The sequence below is a fragment of the Xanthomonas sp. NCPPB 4467 genome (assembly GCF_041475665.2).
Lineage (GTDB): Bacteria > Pseudomonadota > Gammaproteobacteria > Xanthomonadales > Xanthomonadaceae > Xanthomonas > Xanthomonas dyei.
Window position 1 is genome coordinate 3,549,451 of sequence record NZ_CM191260.1, and the last position, 25,595, is coordinate 3,575,045.

Here is a 25,595-nt window from a genome sequence, read left to right on the forward strand (position 1 = left end):
CGCGCAAGTGACAATCTCGTTGTTGCAGTAAACCGACCGGAGAGGCCGTGGAGCTGTTCCAAACAGCAGCTCCATGACGTCGGCCACCACGGTACAACGCGGCACTAGCCAGCCCCGGCCATCGCCCGCAAGATGATGCCGACCAGATACGCCAGATAGGTGCCGGTGGCGTAGCCCATCGTGCCCAGCAACACGCCCACCGGGGCCAACGCCGGGTGGAACGCCGCAGCGACGACCGGCGCGGACGCCGGGCCGCCGATGTTGGACTGCGAGCCGATCGCGAAATAGAAGAACGGCACCCGCAACCAGCGCCCCAGCGCCCACAGCAAGGCGATGTGCACGGCGATCCAGATCAGCCCGAGCAGGAATAGCCACGGCCGGTCCAGCAGCGCCAGCAGGTCCATCTGCATGCCGATGCAGGCGATCAGGAAATACAGCAGCAACGAGCCGATCTTGGACGCGCCTGCGCCTTCCAGGGTCCGTGCACGGCTAAAGCTCAACAGCAATCCCAGGCTGGTCGCCAGCACCACCACCCACACGAACGGCGCATCCAGACTGAACTGGCCGGCCCAACTCAGGTGCGCCTTGCACCAGGCCGCCAATGGGTTAGCCAGCGCGTGGGCCAGGCCGACGCCGCCGAATGCCACTGCCACGATCACCATCAGATCGGCCAGGCTGGGGATGCGCGCATGTTCGGCCTGGAAGCGCGCCATGCGCTCCTGCAAGGCGTCCAGCGCACGGGTGTCTGCACCGCTGCGCGCATCGATCTTGCGCGCGCGTCCGGCCAGGAAGATCAGCGCCGCCATCCACACGTAGCCGACGCCGACATCGACCACGGCAAACTGCCCGAACGTGGTCGCATCGACATTGAACACTTCGCGCATTGCCAGCATGTTGGCGCCGCCGCCGATCCAGCTGCCGGCCAATGCCGCCATGCCCGCCCAGGTGTCGCCCGCAACGGTGGCCGGGTGCAGCCATCGCATGACCCAGAAGGCGACCACCGCGCCCAGCATGATGCTCGCCGATGCGCCCAGATACATGGCGACCAGTTTGGGCCCCAGCCCAAGGATCGCGCGCAGATCGATGCTCAGGGTGAGCAGGATCAATGCGGCCGGCAACAGCACGTCGCGGGCGATCGGGTTGTACAAGCGCGTGTTGGCACCGTCGATCAACCCGACGGTGTTGTAGATGCCGGGCAGCAGGTAGCACAGCAACAGGGCCGGCACCACGGCATAGAAACGCCGCCACGGGCCTTGCTCGCGCGATGAGGTCCAGAACACCGCACCAAGCGTGGCGGCGATCAGGCCGAAGACGACGATATCGTTTTGAATCAGTGCAGACGCAGGCGCATTCACCGCAGGCGGTCATCCGGACAGAGGGCCGCCAACGCGGATCGAACCAAGAGCGGCCGATAACAACGAATCTAGCCGACCGCGTCTGTGGCGCAAACCCTGCTGACAATTGCGAGTGTGGCAGCCATGGCCTCTGCGGCAGGCCTGAGCGCTAGCGCGCTGCATCGCCAGGCGTGACGGATCTGGTTACATTGCGCGTTCAATCGAGCGCGCAGCTGTTACAGCCAGCGGATTCACGCCGCGAAAAATCAACAATTAAAAGCCAACACAACGTTGCAATCGCTTCGCTTCATCCACACCGATCAGGCTGCCCTGGCATCGCGATCGACGCCGGGCATAAACCCAACCCTCAGCCGTAGCGCCGCACCACGCGTTCGCCGTCGGCGGTATCCAGCACCACACCGCTGGGCTGGCCAGTGATCAGGCAGTGCAGTTTGGCCATGAGTTCGGCATTTTCCAGCGCGCCCTGCTCGCGCAGGTAGCGCAGCGGCGACCATTCCGGACGGGTCACCCACCAGCCGCCTTGCTCGGGATGAATGCGTACGACATAGCGGGATTGGTCCATGTGGCCTCCGGCCGGTGAGTACAGCGGTCAAACACAGGTGCGAGTGCGCCGAACAGGCGCATCACGCGAAGAATTGAAGCAAGCCATGCCGCGTCGGGGAGCCAACATGCCCTTACTCAAGGGGCCGCGGGAGAGTGGCCGATGGCCCCGCGTTTGGCATAGCGAGCATGCTTTTTTATGCATGGCGATGCTGTCGGGCGGACACTGGCATCCGAGTAGGAAAATTCTTACGTGACACAGTTCACGCCGGGCGCTACATTCCGGTACAAGGAGTGAAGAAATTTTCACAAGCAGCCGCCGCCAGAGCGCAGACGGCTCGCAGGGGATCAGGGCGCGCTCGCACGAGACCTTGGGGAGGGTTGGCATGTATCTGCTCAGAAAGTTCCAGTTTCCGGTCAAGACTGCGATGGTGGTGGGCTACGTTCTGGTGGTCAGGGAAGCCTTGGTGCTCTGGTCCTGATCGGCGTCGGCGATTTGCCTGACAGGCTGTAGGAGATCGCTGGCCGATACCCGTCATTGCGTCTCAATCCAGGTCTACCCACCCGCGTTGCTGCGCTGCCGCCAGATCGGCGGGCGTGTCCACGTCCAGCGCCAGCGCCGGTGCGCTGACGCAGCCCAGCGTCTGCACATCAAGACTGGCGAACAGCGCGCGCAGACCGCTATCGCCCTGCAGCGCGACGTCCGCCCAGGCGGTGTGCGTCACCACTGCGGGAATGCCGCGCACGCCAGCGTAGCCACTGGTGGCACACCGCGAGGTGGCACGGTCGGCTTCGTCCAGCAAGGCACGCAAGTGCGGCACCTCCAGTGCCGGTTGGTCGCACCCCAGAATCAGGCTACGTCGCAACGTCGCATCGTCCTGCACATGCCGGCGCAGCGCGGACAGGCTGGAGCCCATCCCGGCAGACCAGTCGGCGTGCCGCAGCACTTCCACGTCCAGCCCGTGCAGCACATCGGCCAGCCTGTCGGCATCGGCGCCGAGTACGACGACGCAGCGACGTGGTGCGGTCTGCAATGCGATGCGTGCGGCACGCCGCAGCAATGGCTCGCCGTCGCGCATCAGCAATTGTTTGGAGCGCCCGAGCCGGCTCCCCGCGCCTGCTGCCAACACCAATGCCGCATGGTCGCTGCTCATCCGCAGGGCCTGGTCAGCGCGTGACACCTGCCGCAGGTACCGCCGTGACTACAGGCCGGATGCAACCTGCGTATATCGCTAATCACTGCGCGCAGACAGCGAGCAATCCGTGGCGATTCGACAAGGGGCATGTCGCAAAACACGGCGTCATCAGAGAAGAGATCAGGAGACATGGCGACGTCGTGCGTAATGGAGACCGCCTCAGCGTAGAGGCCGCGCTGTGCGTGCGGAGTGACTACGCGACGCAGCGACTGCGTGCAGCGGACGCTCCATGCCTTCATGCAGAGCAGGTAGTAACGCGCGATAGATGCATCAGCGAGATCGCATCGACCTTGTCGAGATGACCGACGCGCTATGCGTAGTGCAAATTCGTATGAATCGCGCGCCCGCGCATGGCTCTTTCCAGAAGCATCGCTTGCACGAAGCACAACTGCTGGCGAAAACCAAAGACGCACACAGCGCGACGCAACAAACCAGACAGCAGACACACAACGGCCTAAGAGCGGCTAAAAAAACATAGCGAGCCGTCGGCAGGTGAGTGTGGACGGCGCGAAGAAACCGGAGCGTACAAGTGCTACATACCGATTCCGAGCACCGGCGGCGCCCGCTAGTGGCTGCACAGTAGTTTTGTTAGCTGCTCTAAGCCGTAGCCGCACCGATCTGCAGATCCGCCACAGCCTGCGAGGCTTCGGCGATGATGCCCAGGGCGATGGTGTGCGGCGATGAGCGACCCATCCGCCAACCTGCAGGCAAGCGCAGACGCGCAAGCGCGACATCGTCGTGCCCCAGCGCGCGCAATGCCTGCAGACGGGTGTCGCGCTTGTTCCGGCTGCCCAGGATGCCGATGCATGCCGCATCGGATGCCAGGCCGCGACAGGCGACCTGCAGATCGATCTCGCTGTCGTGCGCCAGGCTATACAGGGCTGTGCCAGCGTCCAGCTGCAGATCGCGCAACGCATCGTGCAAACCGCGACGATCGTAGTGTTCCGGCGCAAGACCGGGCGGTGGCTCGCTGGGGCCGTGTGGGCGGAGCACGCTCGTTTCGATGCCCATTTGATTGGCTAACGCAACAAGCACTAGCAATGCCGGGTCTGCGCCGACCAGGACCAGTCGCAATGGCGGGCGATGGACGCGCACAAATTCGCCTGGACGTGCGTCGTGGACGGTAGATGGGTAGCGCACGCTTCCGGTACTGCGATCCAGCGCCACATGAAACGCGCGGCGGTGCTGACGCGCATTGCGCCAGCGCGCCAGATATTCGGCCAGATCCGGCACCGGCCAGACCAGCACGCCGATGCGACCGCCACAGCTGAGCTGGATGTCCAGCACCTCGCTGCCTTCGCCATAGTCCAGCCACCGCGGCTGCCCATCGCGCAACGCGGCCATGGCCTCATGCGCCACCGCCGCCTCGACGCAGCCGCCGGATACGTAACCGGCAACACGGCCGTCGGCCCCGATCGCCATTTCGCTGCCCACAGGGCGCGGCGAGGAGCCCTGCACGTCGATCAATGTCGCAATCGCAACCCGTTGGCCGGCGCGGTGCCAGGCGGTCAGCACCGGCAGCAGATCCTCATGCAATGCATAGCCTGGCCATGCCGGCCATGCCGGCTCGGCCGGCGCTGCATGCGTGGCCGGAGCGACGACTGCACTCACGCGCGCAGCTGCTCGGGCAGATGCGGCAGCAGTTTTTCCAATGTCACCGGGTAGTCGCGCACGCGCACGCCGGTGGCGTTGTAGACCGCGTTGGCAATCGCCGCAGCAACGCCGCAAATGCCCAACTCGCCCACGCCCTTGGCTTTCATCGGCGAGGACATCGGGTCGCTTTCTTCCAGAAACAGCACTTCCTGGTGCGGAATGTCCGCATGCACCGGCACTTCGTAGCCGGCCAGATCGTGATTGACGAAGAACCCGAAGCGCTTGTCCACCGCCAGTTCTTCCATCAACGCTGCGCCCGCGCCCATGGTCATGCCGCCGATCACCTGACTGCGTGCCGATTTGGGGTTGAGAATGCGTCCGGCCGCGCACACCGCGAGCATGCGGCGGACGCGCACCTCGCCCGTGGTGGTATCCACGCCGACTTCGACAAAGTGCGCGCCGAAGGTCGACAGCTGATGGGTCTTGGACAGGTCACCGAACTCGATCTTGTCCTCCACCACCAAGGCACCGTTCGCTGCGGCATCGCCGAGTGGGATGCGCTTGCCGCCGGCACGCACGTGACCGTCGGCAAACTCGGCCTGCGCCGGGTCCAGCCCCAGCCGGCTGGCGATCGCTTCGCGCAGTTTGACTGCGGCCGCGTATACGCCGGCGGTGGAACTATTGGCGCCCCACTGTCCACCGGAACCGGCAGATGCGGGGAAGCTCGAATCGCCCAACCGCACGTCGACCCAGTTCAGCGGCACGCCGAGCATCTCGGCTGCGGTCTGCGCAATGATGGTGTAGGAGCCGGTCCCGATGTCGGTCATGTCGGTTTCCACCACCACGCGGCCACCCTGCTCCAGGCGCATGCGCGCACCGGAGGTCATGGCGATGGCATTGCGGAATGCAGCGGCCACGCCCATGCCGACCAGCCAACGTCCATCGCGGGTACTGGCAGGCGTGGGCTTGCGCTTGGACCAACCAAACTGCTTTGCCCCATCTTCCAGACACTTGACCAGCTGCCGTTGCGAAAACGGCCGCTGCGGATTTTCCGGGTCCACCTGGGTGTCGTTGACGATGCGGAATTTGACCGGGTCCATCTCCAGCTTCTCGGCCATTTCGTCCATCGCCACTTCCAGCGCCATCAATCCAGGTGCTTCGCCAGGCGCACGCATGGCGTTACCCTCGGGCAGATCCATCACCGCCAGACGCGTTGCGATCAGGCGATTGGCCCCGGCATACAACAATTGCGTTTGCGAGGCAGCAATCTCCGGCGCGCCGCCAGCGAGATCGCCCGACCAGCTCTCATGTGCGATCGCGGTGATCTTGCCATCGCGCTGCGCACCGATGCGGATGCGTTGCACGGTGGCCGGGCGATGGGTGGTGTTGTTGGCGATCAGCGGGCGCGGCAGCATGACCTTGACCGGCCGTTTGACTTCGCGCGCAGCCAGCGCGGCCAGCACCGCATCGGCACGCAGAAACAGCTTGCTGCCAAAACCGCCACCGACGTAGGGCGACATGATCCGCACGTTTTCGCGCGGGATGCCCAACGTCACCGCAAGGTCGCGCGCGCCCCAGTTGATCATCTGGTTGGACGTCCACACGCTGAGCTTGTCGCCGTCCCACATCGCGGTCGATGCGTGCGGTTCCATCATGGCGTGCGAGTGATCGGGCGTGGTGTATTCGGCGTCCAGCTGCACCGGCGCTGCGGCGAAGGCACCATTGAAGTCGCCGACGGCACTGTTGGGGGCACCGCCCTCCTTGGTGACCTTGGCGCCATCGCGCGCTTTCTTCAGATCGTATGCGCCGACCTGGCGGCCGTAATCGACCTTGATCAACTGACCCGCCGCGCGTGCCTGCTCGAAGGTCTCGGCAACCACCACCGCAATCGCCTGATGGTAGTGCTGGATCTCCGGGCCGCCCAGCAACTTGGCGGTATTGAGCTTGCCCTTGTGCAGTTTGCCGGCGTTCTGCGCAGAAACGATCCCGAGCACGCCGGGCGCATTGCGTGCGGCGCTCAGGTCGATGCTGCGAATCGTGCCCTTGGCGATCCCCGCCCCCACGACGTGGCCGTAGGCAGCGCGGCCTGGCAGATCGTGATGTTCGTAGGCATACGGCGCTTTGCCGGTGGTCTTGAGCGGCCCGTCGATGCGATCGACGGGCTTGCCGACGACCTTGCCTTGATCGATGGGATTGGTACCGGCAGGAGTGTCGAATTTCATATCAGGCCCTCGCGTCGGCCAGGATCGCAGTCAAGGTGCGTTCCACCAGCGGCACTTTGAATGCGTTGTGTTCGGTGGGCTGTGCGCCGTCCAGCAGCACAGAAGCGATGGCGCGTGCGCTCTGGCGCGATTGCGCTTCGGCAGCTTCGCTGCGCCACGGCTTGTGCGCCACGCCACCGACGCCGATGCGCGCGGTGCCGTCGCGCTGCACGACAGCCGCAACCGAGACCAACGCAAACGCGTAAGACGCACGGTCGCGCACCTTGCGATAGACATGCGTTCCGCCAAGCGGCTTGGGCAAGGTGACGGCGGTGATCAGCTCGCCACGCTCCAGCACGGTTTCCAGATGCGGCGTGGTCCCGGGCGCACGATAAAAGTCGGCCAGTGGCACAGCGCGCGTCTGTCCATCCGGCCGCACGGTTTCCACCGTGGCGTCCAGCACGCGCATGGCGATCGCCATGTCGCTGGGATGGGTGGCGATGCAGGCTTCGCTGGTGCCGATGACGGCTAGCTGACGGTTGAAGCCGCCAATCGCCGCACAGCCACTGCCAGGCAAGCGCTTGTTGCACGGCTGATTGGTGTCGTAAAAATACGGGCAACGCGTGCGCTGCAGCAGATTGCCCGCCGTAGTCGCGCGATTGCGCAGCTGACCGGACGCACCCGCCAGCAGTGCGCGCGACAGCACCGCGTAATCGCGACGAACACGCGCATCGGCCGCAAGATCGGTATTGCGCACCAGCGCGCCGATTCGCAAGCCGCCGTCCGGCGTTGCGTCGATGGTGTCCAGACTCAATCCGTTGACGTCGATCAGATGCGACGGCGTTTCGATCTGCAACTTCATCAGATCCAGCAGATTGGTGCCGCCGGCAATGAACTTGGCACCCGGCTGACGCGCGGCTTTGGCCGCGGCATCCGCTGGCGAGGTGGCGCGCTCGTAGCTGAAAGCCTTCATGCGCGTTCTCCGGCAACTTCGTTGATCGCTTCGACGATGTTGGAATACGCACCGCAGCGGCAGATGTTGCCGCTCATGCGCTCCTGCAGTTCCGGCGTGGTGAGTCGGGTCTTTGCCGTCAGATCCTCGGTCACATGGCTGGGAATGCCGCGTTTGACTTCATCCAGCACGGCCACTGCCGAACAGATCTGCCCCGGCGTGCAATAGCCGCACTGATAGCCATCGTGTTTGACGAAGGCCGCCTGCATCGGATGCAGTTTTTCCGGTGTACCCAGGCCTTCGATGGTGGTGACCTTTGCGCCCTGATGCATCACTGCCAGCGACAGGCAGGAATTCATGCGCTGCCCGTCGACGATGACCGTACACGCGCCGCATTGGCCGTGATCGCAGCCCTTTTTGGTGCCGGTCAACTGCAAGTGCTCGCGCAACGCGTCGAGCAAGGTGGTGCGATTATCCAGTGTCAGCGTCACCGGCTTGCCGTTGACCTCGAACGCGACCTGGCTGGACGCATTGGCCGGCTCCACCGCCTGCCGTTGCATCACGGCAGTGGCCGCCATAGATTGGGTTGCGGCAACGCTCGCTGCCGACGCCGTGCCAGCGATCAGTACTTCGCGACGGGTCATCTTGATGTCTCTCATGGCTGGCATCTCCAACAATGCTGGCTAATACAGTTTTTTATCAATGTGCAGGGCCGGCAGTCACAAGCGCGTGAGTGCGGCGGTGAGCACGAGGCAATCGGTGGTCACCCGATTCTAGTTGTCGCCTGCGCATGCATTGGCGTTGGAGGTGGCATGCGTCTATGAAACATGCTCATTACTGTGCGGCGTCATTGGAGAGCGCCATTGCGATACGGCGGACTATGCGCCGACTGCGGGCGCGCTCACATGCCGACTGCGACGCGCAAATCAACACGCCGCTGCAACGCAACATCGCAGATCAGCCGCATGTTGCGAGTGCAGCGGCAATTACCTGTGCAAACCTGCGCAGCGAAGCGCGCCGGCCACCGACGCGAGGCCAGCGCGCTCAGTCAGCCACACGGGTATCAGAACTCCAGCACGATCTTGCCCAGATGCCCACCGGCCTTCTGCAATGCGAACGCCTCGCCGATCTGTTCCAGCGCATAGCTGCGGTCGATGACCGGGCGCAGCGGCAGCCCGTCCAAGGCGCGCACCAGTTCCTGTTGATGCCGACGACTGCCGACCACCAGGCCTTGCAGACGCTGCTGGCGCCCCATCATCTCGGCGGTCGGCACCGGGCCGGCCGCACCGGTCAACACGCCGATCAAGGCAATGTGCCCGCCTACCCGCGCAGAACGGATCGATTGCACCAACGTGCCGGGTCCACCGACCTCGACCACATGGTCAACACCGCGCCCGTTGGTGATCTCCAGTACCTGCCGCGACCACTCGGCGTGCTGCCGATAATTGATGAGGTGATCGGCACCGAGCGCGCGCGCCTTTTCCAACTTCTCGTCGGACGAGGACGTGGCGATCACGCTCGCGCCCATCGCCTTGGCGAACTGCAGCGCAAAGATCGACACACCGCCGGTGCCCAGCACCAGCACGGTATCGCCCGCCTTCAAGCCGCCATTGGCAACCAGCGCGCGCCAGGCAGTGACGCCGGCAGTGGTCAAGGTGGCCGCCTCTGCGTGGCTGTAACCGGCCGGCGCGTGCGTAAATGCCTGCGCAGCGGCCACAACCGCAGTACGTGCATACCCATCGATGCCATCGCCTGGCGTGGTCGCAAAGCCGGCATGCAGCGGTTCGCCGTCCAGCCACTGCGGGAAGAAAGTAGACACCACGTGGTCGCCGACGGCGAACTCGCTGACCTCCGCACCGATCGCTTCGACCACACCGGCACCATCGGACATCGGGATGCGTCCATCGGCCGTCGGCATCTGCCCGAGCACAACGCCCAGATCATGGAAATTGAGCGAGCTCGCATGCAGACGCACACGGATCTGACCGCGTGCAGGCTGGCCCGGATCGGGCAATTCGACCGACGTCAGTGCGTTCAGACCGGCAGGATGCGAGAGACGAATAGCGCGCATGGAGTGAGTTCCTCAGGTGATGATTTGGGCTCAGGGATAGCATGCGCGACGTTAGGCAAATGCAGCCGAGCTGGCTTGAAAACGCGGCGTGAGGCAGGTGCCGGGTGGCACGCTGTCGGCAGCGCACTGACGCGACCAGCAGCGTTATCGGGATGCTGCGCTGCGTTGTAGTGCATCGGCTCGCCGCGCTGCAGTGAGCTGGCAATCACAGAACCGTCGTGCGACACCGCGTTTGCACGCGACTGCGACCGCAGCGATGCATAGGCTTGGCACATCGGTTGCATCGCCCTGGTGTCTGGACAGGTAGCCACAGTGACATCACCCACCAAGCGGCGGCGGCAACGTGCACAACGTATTGCACTGCACTTCGTGCTGGCTGTGGCCTGCATGCTACTGCTCGGTTCGGAATATTGGTCCATCCACGAAGAACGTGCTTCGGCGCTGCGCAGCGCCGAAGCGCAGTCGTTGAACCTTGCCAACTCGTTGGCGCAGCATGCCAGCGACACCATGTCGATCGCCGATGCGGTGCTGTCCGGCCTGGTTGCGCGCGTCGAGCACGACCAGGGCAACACCAGCGCGCGGGCGGCAATGCACGAATTTCTGGTGCGTGAGGCAAGGCGCTCGGACCGGCTGCATGGCATCTTCATTTACGCGGCAGATGGCAGTTGGGTCAGCTCGTCGCTGGACAGCGCGCCCAGAACGCATAACAACGCCGACCGCGCCTACTTCAAATATCACCGCGACCATCGCGATGCGTTGTCGCTGGTCGGCCCACCGGTCAAAAGCCGCTCCGATGGCAGCTGGGTGGTGACGCTGAGCCGCCGGCTCAACGGTCCGGACGGCGATTTTGCCGGCGTGGTGCTGGTGACGCTGCAGCTGAAGTATTTCCAGCATTACTACAGCACCTTCGACGTCGGCCCGCACGGCACCATCGGCATGATCAACGACGACGGCATCGTGCTGGTACGCAGGCCCGACACGCAGGGCGTGATCGGCAGCTCGATTGCCGGCACCTCGATCTACATCAACATGCGTGCACGCCGACATGGCACGGCGACCTATCGCTCGCCGATCGATGGCATGGAGCGTATCTCCAGCTTCGCCCCGGCACGGTCGTATCCGCTGACCGTGCTCACCGGCGTGTCGGTGGACGACGCGCTGGCCAATTGGCGGCAGGCAGCGGGACAGCGCATCGTGATCGCCACGCTTGGCTGCACCCTGCTGCTGGGCGTGGGTACCTGGCTGGACCTGCAGCTGCGCCGCATGCAGCGCAACGAAGCCAAGCTCAATTCCGAGGCCTGGGTGGATGCATTGACCGGCATCGCCAACCGGCGCGCGTTCGACTACCGCTTATCGCAAACCTTGCAGGACGCGGTCCGTCTGCAATCGCCGTTATCGGTACTGATGATCGATGTCGATCACTTCAAGCTCTACAACGACACCTATGGGCATGTGAATGGCGATGCCTGCCTGCGGCTGATTGCCGGCGCCATCGCCGGCTGCTCGCGGCGCAGCAGCGACGTGGCGGCGCGCTACGGCGGCGAAGAGTTCGGCATGATCCTGCCGCACACCGATGCCGTCGGGGCGCTGCGCCTGGCCGACACCGTGCGCAGCGCCGTGGCTGAGCTCGGCCTGATGCATCTGCCCAGCCCGACCAGCGCACACGTCACCGTCAGCGTCGGGGCCGCCACCTTCGAGCCGGGCGAAGCCCCGCTGACAGCCGACGCCATCGTGCACGACGCCGATTCGGCGCTGTATCGCGCCAAGCAGAGCGGGCGAGATCGCACGTCGGCGTGATCCAGATTCCGGCTCCGCCGCGTTGGCCGGCCTCACTCCACATTGACTGATCGGGAGCCAACGCACGCCGTCACCAGCCCTGCGTAAGGTCCAGCAACGCAAAACGCAGAAGGCCCGCATCTGCGGGCCTTCCTGGATGACACGAGCGCTGGGACGTCGATCAGAACGGAATATCGTCGTCCGCAAAATCGTCCATCGGCGGCGCCGATTGCTGCTGGGCCGGCTGCTGGCGACGCGGGGCGTAGTCCTGGCCGCCGCCCTGTCCGCCACCACCACCGCCCTGCTGCTGGCGCGGGGCCTGTGCGCGCTGCGGGCGATCGCCGCTCATGCCACCGCCGCCGCCTTCACCACGGCCGCCAAGCATCTGCATCTCATTGGCGACGATGTCGGTGCTGTACTTTTCCACGCCATCCTGACCGGTGTACTTGTCGTAGCGCAGTTCGCCTTCGACATACACCTGCGAACCCTTGCGCAGGTACTCACCGGCAATTTCGCCCAGCTTTCCGAAGAACACCACCCGATGCCACTCGGTGCGCTCCTGGTTATTGCCTTCGCGATCCTTGCGCATGCTGGTGGTCGCCAGGCTCACGCGGGTGATCGCCATGCCGGCCTGGGTGTACTTGGTGTCGGGATCGTTGCCGAGGTTGCCGACGAGGATGACTTTGTTGATGCCGCGGGCCATAGGTGCTTCCGAGATGATGCGCTGGCGCCGGAGGCGCGCAGCGATGAATGTCTGTGCGGCAATGTTACCGCACCTGCCCGTCAGCGGTCCTGGCGGGTTACCGCGCTCCGCTGCCGGGCAAGCGCCCAGCCCCGGGTCGGAAATCCAGCCCGCGCGGGCCTTTGCGGCCCTTACCGGCCGCATGCGGCGGCGAATGTGAAGGCGCCGGTTGCGCCCGGCGGGACGGATCCGGCCCAGGCAACTATAATCGGCGTACATCACGAACGCCTGCGCATGACCATCGCCGAAGACCTCCCCACCGTCCTGGGCCTGCCCCAGATCCAGTCCCTCGCCGCGCCCGACATGGCCGCGGTGGATGCGCTGATCCGTCGCCGCCTGGCCTCGGACGTCGTGCTGATCAATCAGATTGCCGATCACATCATCTCCGCCGGCGGCAAACGCCTGCGCCCGATGCTGGTGATGCTGGCCGGCCACGCCGCCGGCGGCTCCGGCCCGGAGCACCACCAGCTGGCGGCGATCATCGAATTCATCCACACCTCCACCTTGCTGCACGACGACGTGGTGGACGAGTCGGATCTGCGCCGCGGTCGCAGCACCGCCAACGCGTTGTGGGGCAATGCACCCAGCGTGCTGGTGGGCGACTTTCTGTATTCGCGCAGCTTCCAGTTGATGGTCGAGCTGAACCGCATGGAAGTCATGCAGATCCTAGCCGATACCACCAACCGCATCGCTGAGGGCGAAGTACTGCAGCTGTTGCACGTGCATAACCCCGACACCGACGAAGCCGCCTACCTGCGCGTGATCGAGCGCAAGACTGCCGTGCTGTTCGCCGCCGGCACCCGTCTGGGCGCGCTGGCCTCGGGCGCAGATGCCGATGTGCAGCAGCACCTGTACGACTACGGCATGCAGCTGGGTTTTGCGTTCCAGATTGCCGACGACGTGCTCGATTACGCCGCAGACGCCACCGACCTGGGCAAGAACCTGGGCGACGACCTGGCCGAAGGCAAGGCCACCCTGCCGCTGATCCATGCGATGGCGCATTCGGACGCGGCCACGCAGCAACGCCTGCGGCAGATCGTCGAACAAGGCGATGCCGCTGCAATGCCGGAAGTGTTGGCCGCCATCAACGCCACCGGCGGACTGGACTACAGCCGTCAGCGCGCCGCCGAATACGCCACCGCTGCCGAACAGGCGCTGGACACCCTGCCCGCCAGCCCGGCGGTGGCCGCATTGCGCGGCCTGGCGCGTTACGCGGTCGAACGCACGCACTGATCCGAAGCGCTGGGCTCCGGACGGGATTGGGCAGTTGGGGTTGGGGATGCGCAAAAGCAGCGTCGCTCGCGCTTTTACGCATCCCGGCGTGCGATCGCCGAACAATTGATCGGCGGACATCACTGAGCACAAACTCAGTGGATTGGTTCGTTGAAGAACGGGACCCCGCTTTGCAAATCCCGAATCCCCAATTCCCCATCCCGGCTATCGCGCAAACCGCTCATCGAAGAAGTCGCCCAGCATGCGGTACGCACGCTTGGCCGCGCGCGGGTTGTACAGGCAACCGGGCGGGCTGTTGGCATCGGCTTCGGCAAAGCAATGCACCGCGCCACTGAAGTTGACGAACTGCCAGTCGGCGCCCGCAGCATTCATCTCGGTTTCGAACGCGGCGATGTCCGCCTTGGTCACGCTCTTGTCGTCGGCGCCGTTGAGCACCAGCAGCGGGGTTTTGGCCGAGCCGGCAGCGGCCGGGCTAGGCGTGGCGATGCCGCCGTGCAGGCTGACCACGCCGGCCAGCTGCGCACCGGCACGCACCAGTTCCAGCACCGTCGTCCCGCCGAAGCAGAAACCCACCGCACCGATGCGCGTGGCATCCAGCGGCGCCTTGCCGGCTTGCGCCTTGAGCACGTCGACCGCTTTCAGCGCGCGTGCGCGCAGGGTCGGCGGGTCTTTCTTCAACGCGCCGGCGAACTGCCCGGCCTCGCTGTCGTTGGCCGGACGCTTGCCCTTGCCGTACACATCGGCCACCAGCACCACGTAATCGTCGCCGGCCAATTGCTTGGCCTTGGCCACCGCCGAGTCGTTGACGCCGCGCCAGTTCGGCACCATCACCAGGCCGGGGCGCTTGGCATCGCCGGCATCGTCGTAGACCAGCACGCCGCTATAGGTGTCCTTGCCGACCTTCCATTCCAGCGGCTTGGCTTGCATCGCGGCCATCGCCGGAAATGCCAACGACGCCAACACGCCGACCAGACCCACACCGCTCCACGACCATTGCTTGTGCATGCGCTTGCTCCCGGGATTTGCGCGAGTGTAGGCCTAGCCGGCGTGCAGGAGTGGTCGCGGCGCACGGAAGACAGCCACCAGCAGATGGACCGCCCACCGATGTCGCTTGTGTCCGCCGCCGAGGCGATCGCGTGTCCGTACGCTCTCGTGGCCCTGCTCCTGCGTTGAGGCGATCGCGCGCGCGATGGCGTGACAGCCAGAGGGCTTACTGCACGCCCAGCCCGGGGATGGCACTGATCGCCGCCGGGTCGAATCCGGCCAATTGCGCGAAATGTCGGCCGCGTGCGACGTAATCGCGGTAGACACCGAAGCTGGGCGCGCCCGGCGACAGCAGCACCACACCGCCCTGCGTGCCCAGCGCGTCGCGTGCCAGCTGCATGGCGTGTTCCAGATCGGTGGCGGCGTGCAAGCCGAAACGGTCGGCATCGGCCAGCGGTTCCAGCAACGCATGGATACGCGGGCCGTTGGCACCCATGGTGATAATTTCCAGCGGCGCCTGCTGCGCCATGTGCGCGGCAAACTCCTGCCAATCCAGCCCGCGGTCGTGCCCGCCGACCAGCAAGGCGACGCGCCGCTGCGCAAAACAGGCCAGCGCGGCCAACGAGGCATGCGGCGTGGTGCTGATCGAGTCGTTGACATAGCTGATGCCGTCCACGCTGCCGAGCAACTGCAGCCGGTTGGGCAACGGACGAAAGCTCAGCGCCGCCGGTGCCAGCGCTGCGGCATCCAGACCCAGCGCTTCGATGGCGGCCAGCACCGCGCACAGATTGCGGCGATTGTGTTCGCCAGGCAGCGGCACGTTGGCGGTATCGAAGATGGCCTGCTCGCCGCGATACACCACCTCGCCGCGCAGATGCCAGCCATCGGCGTGATTGAACCAGCGCACTTCGCTATCGGGCAGCTGCAATGCGCGCAACAGCGGATCGGCGGCGTTGAGCAAGGCGATCCGCGGCCGGCCTTCGGTCACCAGCGACAGCTTGTCGCGCACATAGCGCGCCTCATCGCCGTGCCAGTCCAGATGTTCGGGAAACAGGTTCAAGACCAGCGCCAGTTGCGGTCGCGCGCCACTGCGCCCGACCTCGCCGGTCTGGTAGCTGGACAACTCGATCGCCCAGTACACCGGCGGCGGTTGCGGTGCCAGCACTTCCAGCAACGGTTGGCCGATATTGCCGACCAGGGCGGTGCGATGCCCGGCGCTGCGCAACAGGTGCGCCAGCAATGCGGTGGTGGTGCTCTTGCCCTTGGTGCCGGTCACGCAGATGGTGCCGGTCACACTTCCGTCGGCCTGCGCATGTTCGGCAAACCACAACGCGGTGCCGCCGACGAACTGCGTGCCGTGTGCGGCAGCGGCAGTCAGTGCTTCGGCGCGATACGGACTGATGCCCGGCGACTTCACCACGACCTCGAAACGGCCCAGCGCCTGCGCGCTGGCGTCGGTTTCCACTTGCAGCGCCGCATCGGCCAATGCATCCAGCTCGCGCGCTTCTTCGGCGTTGCAAAAGACCGTCAGCGGTAGCGTGGGTAAGGCACTGCGCAGCGCGCGATAGGCAGCGCGTCCCTCACGCCCCCACCCCCACAACGCAACCGCCCTGCCCTCAAGCTGCGAAATTCGCACGCACGCGCTCCCACAGCGCCGAAGGAATGCGGTGCTCGCCATCGATGGCCATCAGCGGATCAAGTTGCAGGTCCTGCGCATCCAGCTGCGGCTGGATCTCACGGATGAAACGCGTCACCAACGCGTCTTCTTTCCACTCCGCGCGCGTTGCCAGCAGCGCCATTGCCGCACGCGATTCGCGGCCTTCGCCCACGCATTCGAATGGCTTGTGGTCCTGAAATTCCAGCAGCGCATCGTAGCCGCCGGCCTGGCTGGCATCGTCGAGCAGATTGCGCCCGAAGATTCTGACCAAACGCGTCTTGGGCATGAACGGCGCCAGCGCCAGGAACACGAAATGGCATTTGGGGCACACGCCGCACCAGCGGTGCACCGGGCGCTCGCCCATGATGTGGAAGTTGCGATTGCAGCTGGAAAAATGCGCGTCGTAGTGATCGGTCTTGGCGAACTGCCGTGCCACCGCCAGCTCCGACAACGGCCGCAGCAACGAGTAGTAACGCAGATCGGCCGCCACGTGGCGCTGCACATACGCACCGAAGGCCTGCTCGAATGCCCAGCCCTTGGACCACTGGTGATTGACCTCGCCGGTGCCGGGAATCTGGCTGCCGTAGCTGGCCGAGCGTTCGTTGGAGAACACCACCTGATCCACGCCGGTCAGCAGCGCCGACAACACCAAAATGGCCGAATTCACGGCCGTCACCGGGATATGCCCGTTCCACGCACCCTGGCGGTTGAGCTCGAATAACTCCGGCGCCAGCACGCGGCCGATGTTGAGCACCGGCAAGCCGGTGCGCTCGGCACAGGCGCGGATCAGTTGCGAGCCGCCGATCCAGCTGACGGTCTGCGCGATGCCGGCATGCCGTAATGCTTCGATGCTGACCAGCGAATCCTTGCCGCCACCGATGGCCACCAATGCATGCTCGCGCAGACCCAACGCAGGCGCTTGCGCAGTTGCCGGCGCAGCCACCGGAAAGGTGATCTTGCCGTGCAGATTCAAGCCATTGCGGTAGGCGAATTCGCCCAAGCCGTGCAGATACACGCTTTCCACCAGCGCGGCGGTGTCGGCATCGATGCTGTAACTGTCGATGGCGATGGCCGGCGGCACCGCGGCCTTGTAGTAACTCACGCCCGCAATGAGATGTAGCAGCTGCAAAGCCTGTTGCACGGCAGCGGCACGCGCGCCATCCAGCACGAACGGCGCACCGGGAACGGCAACGGTTTCCACCAGTTCCGGACCCTGGTCGAAGGCATACACCAGCGTCGCCACGCCGGTCTGCGCGTCGAGTGCGCAGCGCACGAAACGGAAGGTGGAAATCTGGTGTTTGTCGAAAGCGCTCATGGACTACCTGCAAGAACCCGTTGCCGACGCAGATAGCGTCGGCACAGGGCATATTCAATCATGGAAAACGGCACCGCAGCCCACAGCAGCGGCAGGCAGCCGATGACGAACAACAGCAGCAGCACTTGCGAGCCAATCACCCGCGCATCGCCAGTGGCCGCCAACGCCACCAGCAGATACAGCAGCAACGCCGGCAGATAGCTGAGCGCGCTCAACACCACCGTACGCACTGCCATGCCGCCGGCATGCTGCGCGGGCGCGGAAGCTCGCCTATCGCGCCGACGCTGCCAGAACGCCGCGCTCCATGCGCCAACGCCCGCCGCTACCAGCGCCGGCAGCACCCACTTCAGGCTGTCGGCCCACTGCACCCGCTGGCCGGCCATGTCGATGACAGTGGAAAACACCATCGACACGCCACCGGCCAGCGTGCTGAGCAAGACGAACTCAGCCAGCGGGCGCATCGATCACCTCTTCGCGCGGCAGTTCGCGCTGGTTGTAGGTGCTGGCCATCGAATAGCCGTACGCGCCGGCATCGGCCACCAGCACGACATCGCCGGGCGCGGTGGCAGACGGCAGACGGCGGCGCTTGCCGAACACATCCGACGACTCGCAGATCGGGCCGACGATATCGAAACCGCCATCGGCCACGGCATCGAGCCGGCTGAGGTTTTCGATGTCGTGCCAGGCGTCGTAGAGCGCCGGGCGGATCAAGGTGTTCATGCCCGCATCCAGACCTACGCGCTGCACGCCATCCTTTTCGATCACCTGGGTGACGCTGGCCAGCAACACGCCGGCTTCGGCCACCAGATACCGGCCCGGCTCGATCGCCAGGCGGTAGCCCGGATGCACCGCCTTGACCTCGGCCAGCCCCTTGGCCCACACGTCCAGATCGAACGGCTCGTCTTCGGCGCTGTACGGAATCGGCAGGCCGCCGCCGATATCGATGGTGTCCACCGTGCCGATGCGGCGCGCGAAGCCGGCCAGTTCGTCGTACATCATGCGCCAGTGCTCGCCGGTCTCCACGCCACTGCCCAGGTGCGCATGCACACCGGTGATGGTGACTTCCAGCGTGCGCGCCACTTCAACGAACTCGTCCACGCGCGTGGACGACAGACCGAACTTGGACGCCTTGCCGCCGGTGTTGACCTTCTCGTGATGGCCATCGCCATGCCCCAGGTCGATCCGCAGCCAGACATTGCGGCCGCGGAATACCTCCGGCCAGTTGCGCAACGCTTCGACGTTGTCCACGGTGACGGTCACGCCCAATGCGAATGCGGCCTCGTATTCGGCCTTGGGCGCAAAGCTCGGGGTGAACAGCACGCGGCGCGGCGACAGCTCCGGCAGCGTCTGGAACACACGGCGCAATTCGCCGTGAGACACGCATTCCAACCCGAAACCGGCCTGTTCCAGCGCGATCAGAATCGCCGGATGCGCATTGGCCTTGATTGCGTAATAGCGTTGATCCACCGCCGCGATCTGCGCAAGCGCATGTGCGCGCGCACGCACGGTGGGCAGGTGATACGCATAGCGCGGCGTGCCGGCCTTGGCCAGCGACAGCAGATGCGCACGCTCGGCATGCCACCACGGCGTGGGACGCGGACGCACCGAGCCGATGATCTCGCGCCAGCGCGGGCCGAACACCTCGCCTTCGCTCACCGGCATCGCGCCGCTGTCGATCAACTCGGCATGCAAAATCGGCAACAAGCCATCGGCGTCGGCTTCGTCGATGACGAAGGTCAGGTTCAAGTCGTTGGACGACTGCGAAATCATGTGCACACGTTCCTGCCCGAACGTGGCCCACACGTCCGACAGTTTGTGCAGCAACGAGCGCATGCCGCGGCCGACCAGGGTGATCGCCGCGCAAGGAACAATAATCTTGACCTTGCAGATCTGGGACAAGTCCGCCGACAACGCCGCCAGCACATCGGTGTTGACCAGATTCTCGGACGGGTCCAGCGACACGGTGACGTTGGTTTCGGCCGAGCCGATCAAATCCACCGACAACCCATGCTTCTTGAACAAGGTAAACACGTCGGCCAGAAAGCCCACCTGCTGCCACATGCCGATGCCTTCCATCGACACCAGCACGATGCCGTTGCGGCGGCTGATCGCCTTGACGCCCAGCACCGGCTCGGCATTGCCGTCGATGCTGGTGCCGGGCAACTCCGGGCGCTCGGTATCCAGGATCGCCATCGGCACGCCGGAATCGCGGCATGGCTTGATCGAGCGCGGATGCAGCACCTTGGCGCCGGTGGTGGCAATTTCCTGCGCTTCGTAATAGTCCAGACGGGTCAGCAGGCGCGCGTCCGGCACTTCCTTCGGGTTGGCACTGAACATGCCAGGCACATCGGTCCAGATTTCCACGCGGCTGGCACCGAGCAGCGCACCGAAGTACGCCGCCGACGTATCCGAGCCGCCACGACCGAGAATCGCAGTACCGCCATCGGCGTGCCGCGAAATGAACCCTTGGGTGATCAGCAAGCGCGTGGGCTGCGCATCGAAGCGCGTGCGCCAGTCCGCATCGGACTGCCACTGGCACGACACCGACAAGCGCTTGGACCATTCGCTCTGATTGGGCTGCGGCGGCAATGCCGACAACCACTGCCGCGCGTCCAGCCAGCCCATATCCAGGCCGTTGGCATGCAGATACGCCGCACCGATGGTGGAAGACAGCAATTCGCCCTGCCCCAGCACCTCGGCCTGCCAATCGAGCGTGCGCGTGGCAGCGCGCGCATCAGCAACCAAGGCATGCAAGGCGGCCAGCCGCTCGCCGAGGACCGCATCCGCATCGAGCTCAAGCTCGGCAAGAAACTCGCGATGGCGGTGTTCCAGCGCTGCCACGCGCTGTGCGCTATCGGCGGCGCCATCGGCAATGGCGGTGAGTTCGTTGGTCACGCCCGAGAGCGCGGACACCACCACCAGCACGCGGCCGCCGGTTTCGTTCGCCCGTTTGCTCGCCAGTTTTCCAATCGTGTCCCAGCGATGACGACGCGACACCGAGGTGCCGCCGAACTTGAGGACGATCCAACGATCGGTAGAGTGGGGAGCTGACATGGAGTAGGCGTTTATGATGGGGGAAAGAAGCCGGGATGCCGGGCGGAACCTCCGATTCTACTGCCAATGGCGCGCCTCTGGCCCCGCGTGCGGTCGCACTCCGCAGCGCCGCTCTGCATCGCGGCACCGGTTTGCGCTGCAACCATCCGCAATGTTCCTACCACCGAGATCGCACCGCGCATGAGCAAGCACCGCTACCTGCAACTGGATGTCTTCGCCAGCCGCACCGGCTCCGGCAACCCGCTGGGCGTGGTGTTCGACGCGGGCGCGTTGTCAACTGAGCAGATGCAGCAGATCGCCGCATGGCTGAACCTGTCTGAGACGATCTTTTTCGTGCCGGTCAGCGTGCCGGATGCCGACTATCACATCCGCATTTTCACCCCGCGCGCAGAGCTGCCGTTTGCCGGCCATCCAAGCGTCGGCGCGGCGTGGGCCGCCGCAACGCACGGGCTGACCGCGTACAAGGCCGACGGCCGGCTGCACCAGCAATGCGCGGCCGGCGTGCTGCCGGTGGACGTGTTCGACCGCCACGGTGCCTTGCAGGTGCGGCTGCGCGCGCCACGTGCAGGCGTGATCGCAACCGGCGATGCCCACGCGGCTGCAGTACAGGCTGCCTGCGCCGGATTACAGGTGGCACAGCATCCGGCAGCGCTCTGGAACAACGGCCCGAACTGGTGGCTACTGGAGCTGGCCGACGCCGCGGCGGTGCGCCAGGCCGCGCCGGATCTTGCCGCAATTACCCGCCTGACCCAGGCCAGCGCCGCCACCGGGCTGGCGATTTATGCCCCTGTGCGGGACGGCGATGAAGATCTGGTGGTGCGCGCGTTCTGCCCTGGCGACGGCATCCCCGAAGATCCGGTCACCGGTAGCGCCAATGCCTGCATCGCCGCGCGCCTGCATGGCGAGAACCGCCTGCCCGGCGAGGCCTCGCGTTACATCGCCAGCCAGGGCCGCGAGGTCGGCCGCGATGGCCGCATCCAGATGGAAGTGGACGACACAGGCGAGGTCTGGATTGGCGGAACGACGCTGCAGGTGATCGACGGCCGCATCGATTGGTAAGCTGCCGCGCCCTGTTCGCGGATCCGCCACCATGACCACCCGCCGTTTCCTGCAACTGGATGTGTTCTCCGCCCGCCCCGGCAGCGGCAATCCGCTGGCGGTGGTGCTGGATGCGCAGGGTCTGGACGACGGGGCGATGCAGGCGATCGCCCGCTGGACCAAGTTGCCGGAAACCACTTTTGTGTTTCCCGCAGCCGATGCGCACAGCAGCTACCGGCTACGGATGTTTTCGCCGCAAAAAGAGGTTCCCTTCGCCGGCCACCCCAGCGTGGGCACAGCGCATGCGGTGCTCGACGCCGGGCTGGCCGCGCCAGACGATGGCCTGCTGGTGCAGGATGGCATTGCCGGCCAGTTGCCGCTGCGCGTGGAGCAGATCGATGGCCACCGCAGCATCGCCATCCGCACGCCGCGCGCGCGCGTTGCCGAACAGGTGGACGCCGACGACTCGCGCCTGCGCGATGCACTGCATGGCTGGTCGCTCGGCACCCTGCCGCCCGCGCTGATGGATGGCGGCCGCACCTGGTGGGTCGTGGAGCTGGCCAGCGAAGCGGCATTGCGCAGCCTGCAGCCGAGCTGGGACGCGATCGCCGCACTGGCCGAATCCACCGGCAGCATGGGCGTCTTCGCCTACGCGCGTGCTGCCAACGCCGGCAGCTACGATCTGGCGGTGCGCGCCTTTGTTGGCAATGGCCGACGTTTTGAAGACGCCGCGTCCGGTGCGGCCAATGCCGTGCTCGCGGCCTGGCTGGACAGCCGCCACGCGCTGCCCGGCAAGGAGCGGCGCTACGTGGTCAACCAGGGCCGCGAGATCGGCTTCGATGCCTTGCTGGAACTGCGCATCGACAACAACGGCGACGTGTGGTCGGGCGGCCAGGTACAGACGGTGATTCGCGGGACCTTGGACTGGGGTTAAGCATTGAGAGAGCATCACGGTCCACGCGGAGCCTGATGCAGGTATTCCAAGGTAAAACCGGGAAACTTCTTTAGGGAAGGTCTGAACAACGAGGCCTAAGAGGGCAGAATGTCCGCATCGTTCCGGAGAGTCGCGTTTGGATCTTCGGAGTTTCGCCATTTCTGGCGCTTCCCGTGGGAATTCCACGGATCACAGGCGCACGCCCCCCATCGCAGGCAGTAACTGCTTTCGCTTCATCCACAGGTTTGACAGCGCAAACAAGGTCAGCACGTGTGCCGTGTTCTTGGCCAGGCCGCGATAGCGGACCTTGGTGTAACCGAACTGGCGCTTGATCACCCGGAACGGATGCTCCACCTTCGCGCGCACGCTGGCCTTGACGTGTTCCCAACGCTGTGCCCGAGCACGCTCGCGCTTGTTGCCGATGGCGTGGATCGTCCAGGGCCTGGCGGCGATGAAGAATGCAGCGTCGCAGTCCTGCAGTTCGTCGCGTTTGTCCGCGCCGGTGTAACCGCTGTCGCCGAACACGCTGTCTTCTTTGCCATGCAGCAACGTGTGCATCACCGTGACATCGGCGACATTGGCCGCTGTGCAATGGACGTGGTGCACCAACCCGGAAAACTCATCCACGCCGATGTGCGCCTTCATCCCGAAATACCACTGATTGCCCTTCCTGGTCTGATGCATCTCAGGATCGCGCGCATGGTGGGCATTCTTGGTCGAGCTGGGTGCAGCGATCAGGGTCGCATCGACGATCGTGCCGGAGCGCAGGCTCTGGCCCTTGCGCGCCAGATGCGCGTTGACCGCTTCCAGCATCCGTGCGGCAAGGCCATGGGTCTCCAGCAGGCGCCGAAAGTTGAGAATCGTGGTCTCATCCGGAATGTCGTCCAACCCACCGAGCTGGGCAAAGCGCCGCAAGGTCGGAATCTCGTGCAGCGCTTCTTCCATCGCCGGATCGCTCAACGCATACCACTGCTGCAGCAGATGAATCCGCAACATCGTCGCCAGTGCGTACGGCTGCCGACCTGGCCGTCCCGACACCGGATAGTGCGGCGCGATCAGACCGAGCAATTGCTGCCACGGAACGACCTGCTCCATCTCGGCCAGGAAGATCTCGCGCCGGGTCTGCTTGCGCTTGCCCAGGCCCTCAGCGTCACCGAACGTCAGTTGCATGGATGATTCCTCAACACGAGGCGGGTAGTGTCGCGCATCTGCCGTGCTTTGTTCAGAGGTTCCTTAGCGCTGCGAACTCGGCCCGATCACCACCCAACGCACGGCGCACCTGCGTTTGGCGGCACAACCCAGACGTATTTGCAGTCTGTTGAATGCGAGGTGCCATCAAGCACGATCCGCAAAATATTCGCCTACTGCATGGCGCACAACACAAAAAACGCTGCGGTCTCCCGCAGCGTTTCTTTTAAAACCAGCCCAGACGCAATCAATCAGTCGGGGCGGACATCCACGCGCACACGGATCCGGTCACCCGGGTTGTAATCGCTGCGCGTGTGGTAAGTACGGCCCGCGTATTCGTACGTCACATCGTAGCCATCCACACGCTCGCGCGTGGTGCGGTACGCCACCGGCTCGCAGACGCTGACGTTGCCTTGATAGGTGCGGTGGTTGGCCTCGTAGATCGAGCGGCCCGCCGCCACGCCGGCCATGGTGCCGACAGCGGTGCCGACCAGACGTCCGTTACCGCCACCGACCTGGCTGCCGAGCACCGCACCGGCGATACCGCCGATGACGCTGGCAACGCCGCGGTTGGACGCATTGGGCGAGCTATAACTGCCGCCATCGCGGTAGTAGCCATCATTGCTGGTGTAGTAGCCGTCGGACGGGCGGTTGTAGCAGCGCTCGCTGCTGCGTTCATTGTAGGAGTCGGACACGATGATCGGGTCCACGCGTACGACGCGTGCGTATTCGTAACGACCGTCCTCGTAGCTGCCACGACCACTGTCGCGGTAGCCGCTGTCGTAGCGCTGCGCCGTTGCATTGCCCGCCACGGCCAGACCCATTACCAGAGCACCAAGCACAAGAGTTTTCATTGCGGCAGCTTCACAGGGAGGACACGCAGCCGATGCTCGGCCTGTTGCGGTGAAACCGCCCTGAACCGAACAGGCCGTACAAAGGCCTATTCAGGTTGCCGCCAGCTGCGCGCGCCGGCATGCCCGCCGACGCTCCGCAGCCTTGACACGCATCAGTTGGAAAATTCGCTTTCCAGGCTGATCGGCACCGCGCTCAGCGCCTTGGACACCGGGCAATTCTTCTTGGCGGTATCGGCCAGCTCGCGGAACTTGGCTTCGTCGATCCCCGGCACCACCGCCTTGAGCTTCAGACGGATCTGCGACAGCTGCGGGCCGCCTTCCATCGACAGATCGACGTCTGCGCGGGTATCCAGCGAGGTCGGCGGAAAGCCGGCTTCGGTCAGCTGCGCCGACAGCGCCATGGTGAAGCAGCCCGCGTGCGCGGCCGCGATGAGTTCTTCCGGATTGGTGCCCTTCTCGTCGCCGAAACGGCTGCTGAAGGCGTAGCGGGTGTTGTCCATCAAACCGCTCTGCGGCGTGCTGAGCTGACCCTTGCCGGTCTTGAGGTCGCCTTCCCAGTGAGCGGTGGCGTGACGCGAAATACCCATTGCGATCTCCTGCGATTGAAAGGGACCGCCACCTTAGGCCAGCGGGTGTTAGGGCTTGGTGCTTGTTGTGGGGAATCGGGAATCGCAAGAGCGTGCACTGCCACACGCATTTGGTCGCGCGGCTAACGTCAGGTTGGCGGCGACTGAAGACAAGCGACGAGCAGCGGCAACGGGATGCATCGCGAAGGAGGCGCTGCATCGGTACGGCGGAGCTCGATTTGGACGATAGGCCACGTGCGGCTGGTGGCTGCGCAGCGATGCTGGCGGGCGCCTATGCTCGAAGACATGACAGCGCCGGGATACGTGCCTGCGTGCAGAAAAAGAG

21 protein-coding genes and 1 other RNA gene are annotated in these 25,595 nt (G+C 65.0%); 4 read left to right on the forward strand and 18 right to left on the reverse strand.

The genetic code is table 11. From position 1 onward, the window contains the following. Positions 1-104: 104 nt before the first annotated feature. From ACCQ06_RS15615 to ACCQ06_RS15655, 9 genes are all read right to left on the reverse strand, one after another. Positions 105-1,355, reverse strand: a complete 1,251-nt coding sequence (locus ACCQ06_RS15615; RefSeq protein ID WP_316687129.1) for a DUF819 family protein — start codon at positions 1,353-1,355, stop codon at positions 105-107. A gap of 346 nt (positions 1,356-1,701) precedes the next feature. Continuing rightward, on the reverse strand, positions 1,702-1,917 hold the full coding sequence (locus ACCQ06_RS15620; RefSeq protein ID WP_104614574.1) for a hypothetical protein: 216 nt from the start codon (positions 1,915-1,917) through the stop codon (positions 1,702-1,704). 523 nt (positions 1,918-2,440) lie between these two features. Beyond that, on the reverse strand, positions 2,441-3,049 hold the full coding sequence (locus ACCQ06_RS15625) for a nucleotidyltransferase family protein (protein WP_316687130.1): 609 nt from the start codon (positions 3,047-3,049) through the stop codon (positions 2,441-2,443). 504 nt (positions 3,050-3,553) lie between these two features. Further along, a non-coding RNA gene (locus tag ACCQ06_RS15630) (sX9 sRNA) lies at positions 3,554-3,629 on the reverse strand. A gap of 59 nt (positions 3,630-3,688) precedes the next feature. Continuing rightward, a complete protein-coding gene (locus tag ACCQ06_RS15635; RefSeq protein ID WP_316687132.1) occupies positions 3,689-4,702 on the reverse strand; it encodes an XdhC family protein in 1,014 nt (337 codons plus the stop codon). Continuing rightward, the gene (gene paoC / locus ACCQ06_RS15640; RefSeq protein ID WP_316687134.1) at positions 4,699-6,906 is read right to left on the reverse strand and encodes an aldehyde oxidoreductase molybdenum-binding subunit PaoC; all 2,208 of its coding nucleotides are present in this window, start codon (positions 6,904-6,906) and stop codon (positions 4,699-4,701) included. The genes ACCQ06_RS15635 and paoC overlap by 4 nt, the downstream gene beginning before the upstream one ends. Position 6,907: 1 nt before the next feature. Next, positions 6,908-7,858: an FAD binding domain-containing protein gene (locus tag ACCQ06_RS15645; protein WP_316687136.1), complete on the reverse strand. Its 951-nt coding sequence runs from the start codon at positions 7,856-7,858 to the stop codon at positions 6,908-6,910. Continuing rightward, positions 7,855-8,496 (reverse strand): aldehyde dehydrogenase iron-sulfur subunit PaoA, encoded by a 642-nt coding sequence (gene paoA / locus ACCQ06_RS15650; protein WP_316687138.1) that lies wholly within the window; start codon positions 8,494-8,496, stop codon positions 7,855-7,857. The genes ACCQ06_RS15645 and paoA overlap by 4 nt, the downstream gene beginning before the upstream one ends. Before the next feature lie 404 nt (positions 8,497-8,900). Continuing rightward, a complete protein-coding gene (locus tag ACCQ06_RS15655; protein ID WP_316687140.1) occupies positions 8,901-9,908 on the reverse strand; it encodes a zinc-dependent alcohol dehydrogenase family protein in 1,008 nt (335 codons plus the stop codon). A 312-nt stretch (positions 9,909-10,220) separates the two neighbouring features. Here ACCQ06_RS15655 and ACCQ06_RS15660 point away from each other — a divergent pair, with 312 nt between their 5' ends. Then, positions 10,221-11,705, forward strand: coding sequence for a sensor domain-containing diguanylate cyclase (locus ACCQ06_RS15660; protein WP_316687142.1), 1,485 nt, complete (start codon positions 10,221-10,223; stop codon positions 11,703-11,705). A 160-nt stretch (positions 11,706-11,865) separates the two neighbouring features. On the opposite strand, the gene ssb is transcribed toward ACCQ06_RS15660, so the two are convergent. Beyond that, positions 11,866-12,387 carry a single-stranded DNA-binding protein gene (ssb, locus tag ACCQ06_RS15665; RefSeq protein WP_228323159.1) on the reverse strand — a complete coding sequence of 174 codons (522 nt, stop codon included), beginning with the start codon at positions 12,385-12,387 and terminating at the stop codon, positions 11,866-11,868. A 273-nt stretch (positions 12,388-12,660) separates the two neighbouring features. On the opposite strand from ssb, the gene ACCQ06_RS15670 reads away from it, so the two are divergent. Further along, positions 12,661-13,659 (forward strand): polyprenyl synthetase family protein, encoded by a 999-nt coding sequence (locus ACCQ06_RS15670; protein WP_228323160.1) that lies wholly within the window; start codon positions 12,661-12,663, stop codon positions 13,657-13,659. Positions 13,660-13,863: 204 nt separating this feature from the next. Here the strand turns inward: ACCQ06_RS15670 and ACCQ06_RS15675 are convergent, their stop codons facing one another. The 5 genes from ACCQ06_RS15675 to ACCQ06_RS15695 form a co-directional block, all read right to left on the reverse strand. Continuing rightward, on the reverse strand, positions 13,864-14,664 hold the full coding sequence (locus ACCQ06_RS15675) for a dienelactone hydrolase family protein (RefSeq protein WP_316687145.1): 801 nt from the start codon (positions 14,662-14,664) through the stop codon (positions 13,864-13,866). 205 nt (positions 14,665-14,869) lie between these two features. Continuing rightward, on the reverse strand, positions 14,870-16,279 hold the full coding sequence (gene murD, locus ACCQ06_RS15680) for a UDP-N-acetylmuramoyl-L-alanine--D-glutamate ligase (protein ID WP_316687147.1): 1,410 nt from the start codon (positions 16,277-16,279) through the stop codon (positions 14,870-14,872). Beyond that, the gene (gene murL, locus ACCQ06_RS15685) at positions 16,260-17,615 is read right to left on the reverse strand and encodes a UDP-N-acetyl-alpha-D-muramoyl-L-alanyl-L-glutamate epimerase (protein ID WP_228323163.1); all 1,356 of its coding nucleotides are present in this window, start codon (positions 17,613-17,615) and stop codon (positions 16,260-16,262) included. The genes murD and murL overlap by 20 nt, the downstream gene beginning before the upstream one ends. Then, positions 17,612-18,076: a hypothetical protein gene (locus ACCQ06_RS15690; protein WP_228323164.1), complete on the reverse strand. Its 465-nt coding sequence runs from the start codon at positions 18,074-18,076 to the stop codon at positions 17,612-17,614. Before ACCQ06_RS15690 ends, murL begins: the two co-directional genes overlap by 4 nt. Then, complete coding sequence (locus tag ACCQ06_RS15695) at positions 18,060-20,669, reverse strand: bifunctional aspartate kinase/diaminopimelate decarboxylase (protein ID WP_316687150.1); 2,610 nt, start codon at positions 20,667-20,669, stop codon at positions 18,060-18,062. Before ACCQ06_RS15695 ends, ACCQ06_RS15690 begins: the two co-directional genes overlap by 17 nt. 180 nt (positions 20,670-20,849) lie before the next feature. On the opposite strand from ACCQ06_RS15695, the gene ACCQ06_RS15700 reads away from it, so the two are divergent. Both ACCQ06_RS15700 and ACCQ06_RS15705 read left to right on the forward strand, forming a co-directional pair. After that, on the forward strand, positions 20,850-21,728 hold the full coding sequence (locus tag ACCQ06_RS15700) for a PhzF family phenazine biosynthesis protein (protein ID WP_228323166.1): 879 nt from the start codon (positions 20,850-20,852) through the stop codon (positions 21,726-21,728). A gap of 31 nt (positions 21,729-21,759) precedes the next feature. Continuing rightward, a complete protein-coding gene (locus ACCQ06_RS15705; protein WP_316687152.1) occupies positions 21,760-22,641 on the forward strand; it encodes a PhzF family phenazine biosynthesis protein in 882 nt (293 codons plus the stop codon). Between the two features lie 189 nt (positions 22,642-22,830). On the opposite strand, the gene ACCQ06_RS15710 is transcribed toward ACCQ06_RS15705, so the two are convergent. The 3 genes from ACCQ06_RS15710 to ACCQ06_RS15720 all read right to left on the reverse strand — a co-directional run bounded on the left by ACCQ06_RS15710 (position 22,831) and on the right by ACCQ06_RS15720 (position 25,270). Further along, the gene (locus ACCQ06_RS15710; protein WP_316687153.1) at positions 22,831-23,811 is read right to left on the reverse strand and encodes an IS5 family transposase; all 981 of its coding nucleotides are present in this window, start codon (positions 23,809-23,811) and stop codon (positions 22,831-22,833) included. A gap of 269 nt (positions 23,812-24,080) precedes the next feature. Beyond that, positions 24,081-24,683: a glycine zipper 2TM domain-containing protein gene (locus tag ACCQ06_RS15715; protein WP_316687155.1), complete on the reverse strand. Its 603-nt coding sequence runs from the start codon at positions 24,681-24,683 to the stop codon at positions 24,081-24,083. 152 nt (positions 24,684-24,835) lie between these two features. Then, positions 24,836-25,270, reverse strand: coding sequence for an OsmC family protein (locus ACCQ06_RS15720; RefSeq protein ID WP_005992502.1), 435 nt, complete (start codon positions 25,268-25,270; stop codon positions 24,836-24,838). Positions 25,271-25,595 lie beyond the last annotated feature (325 nt).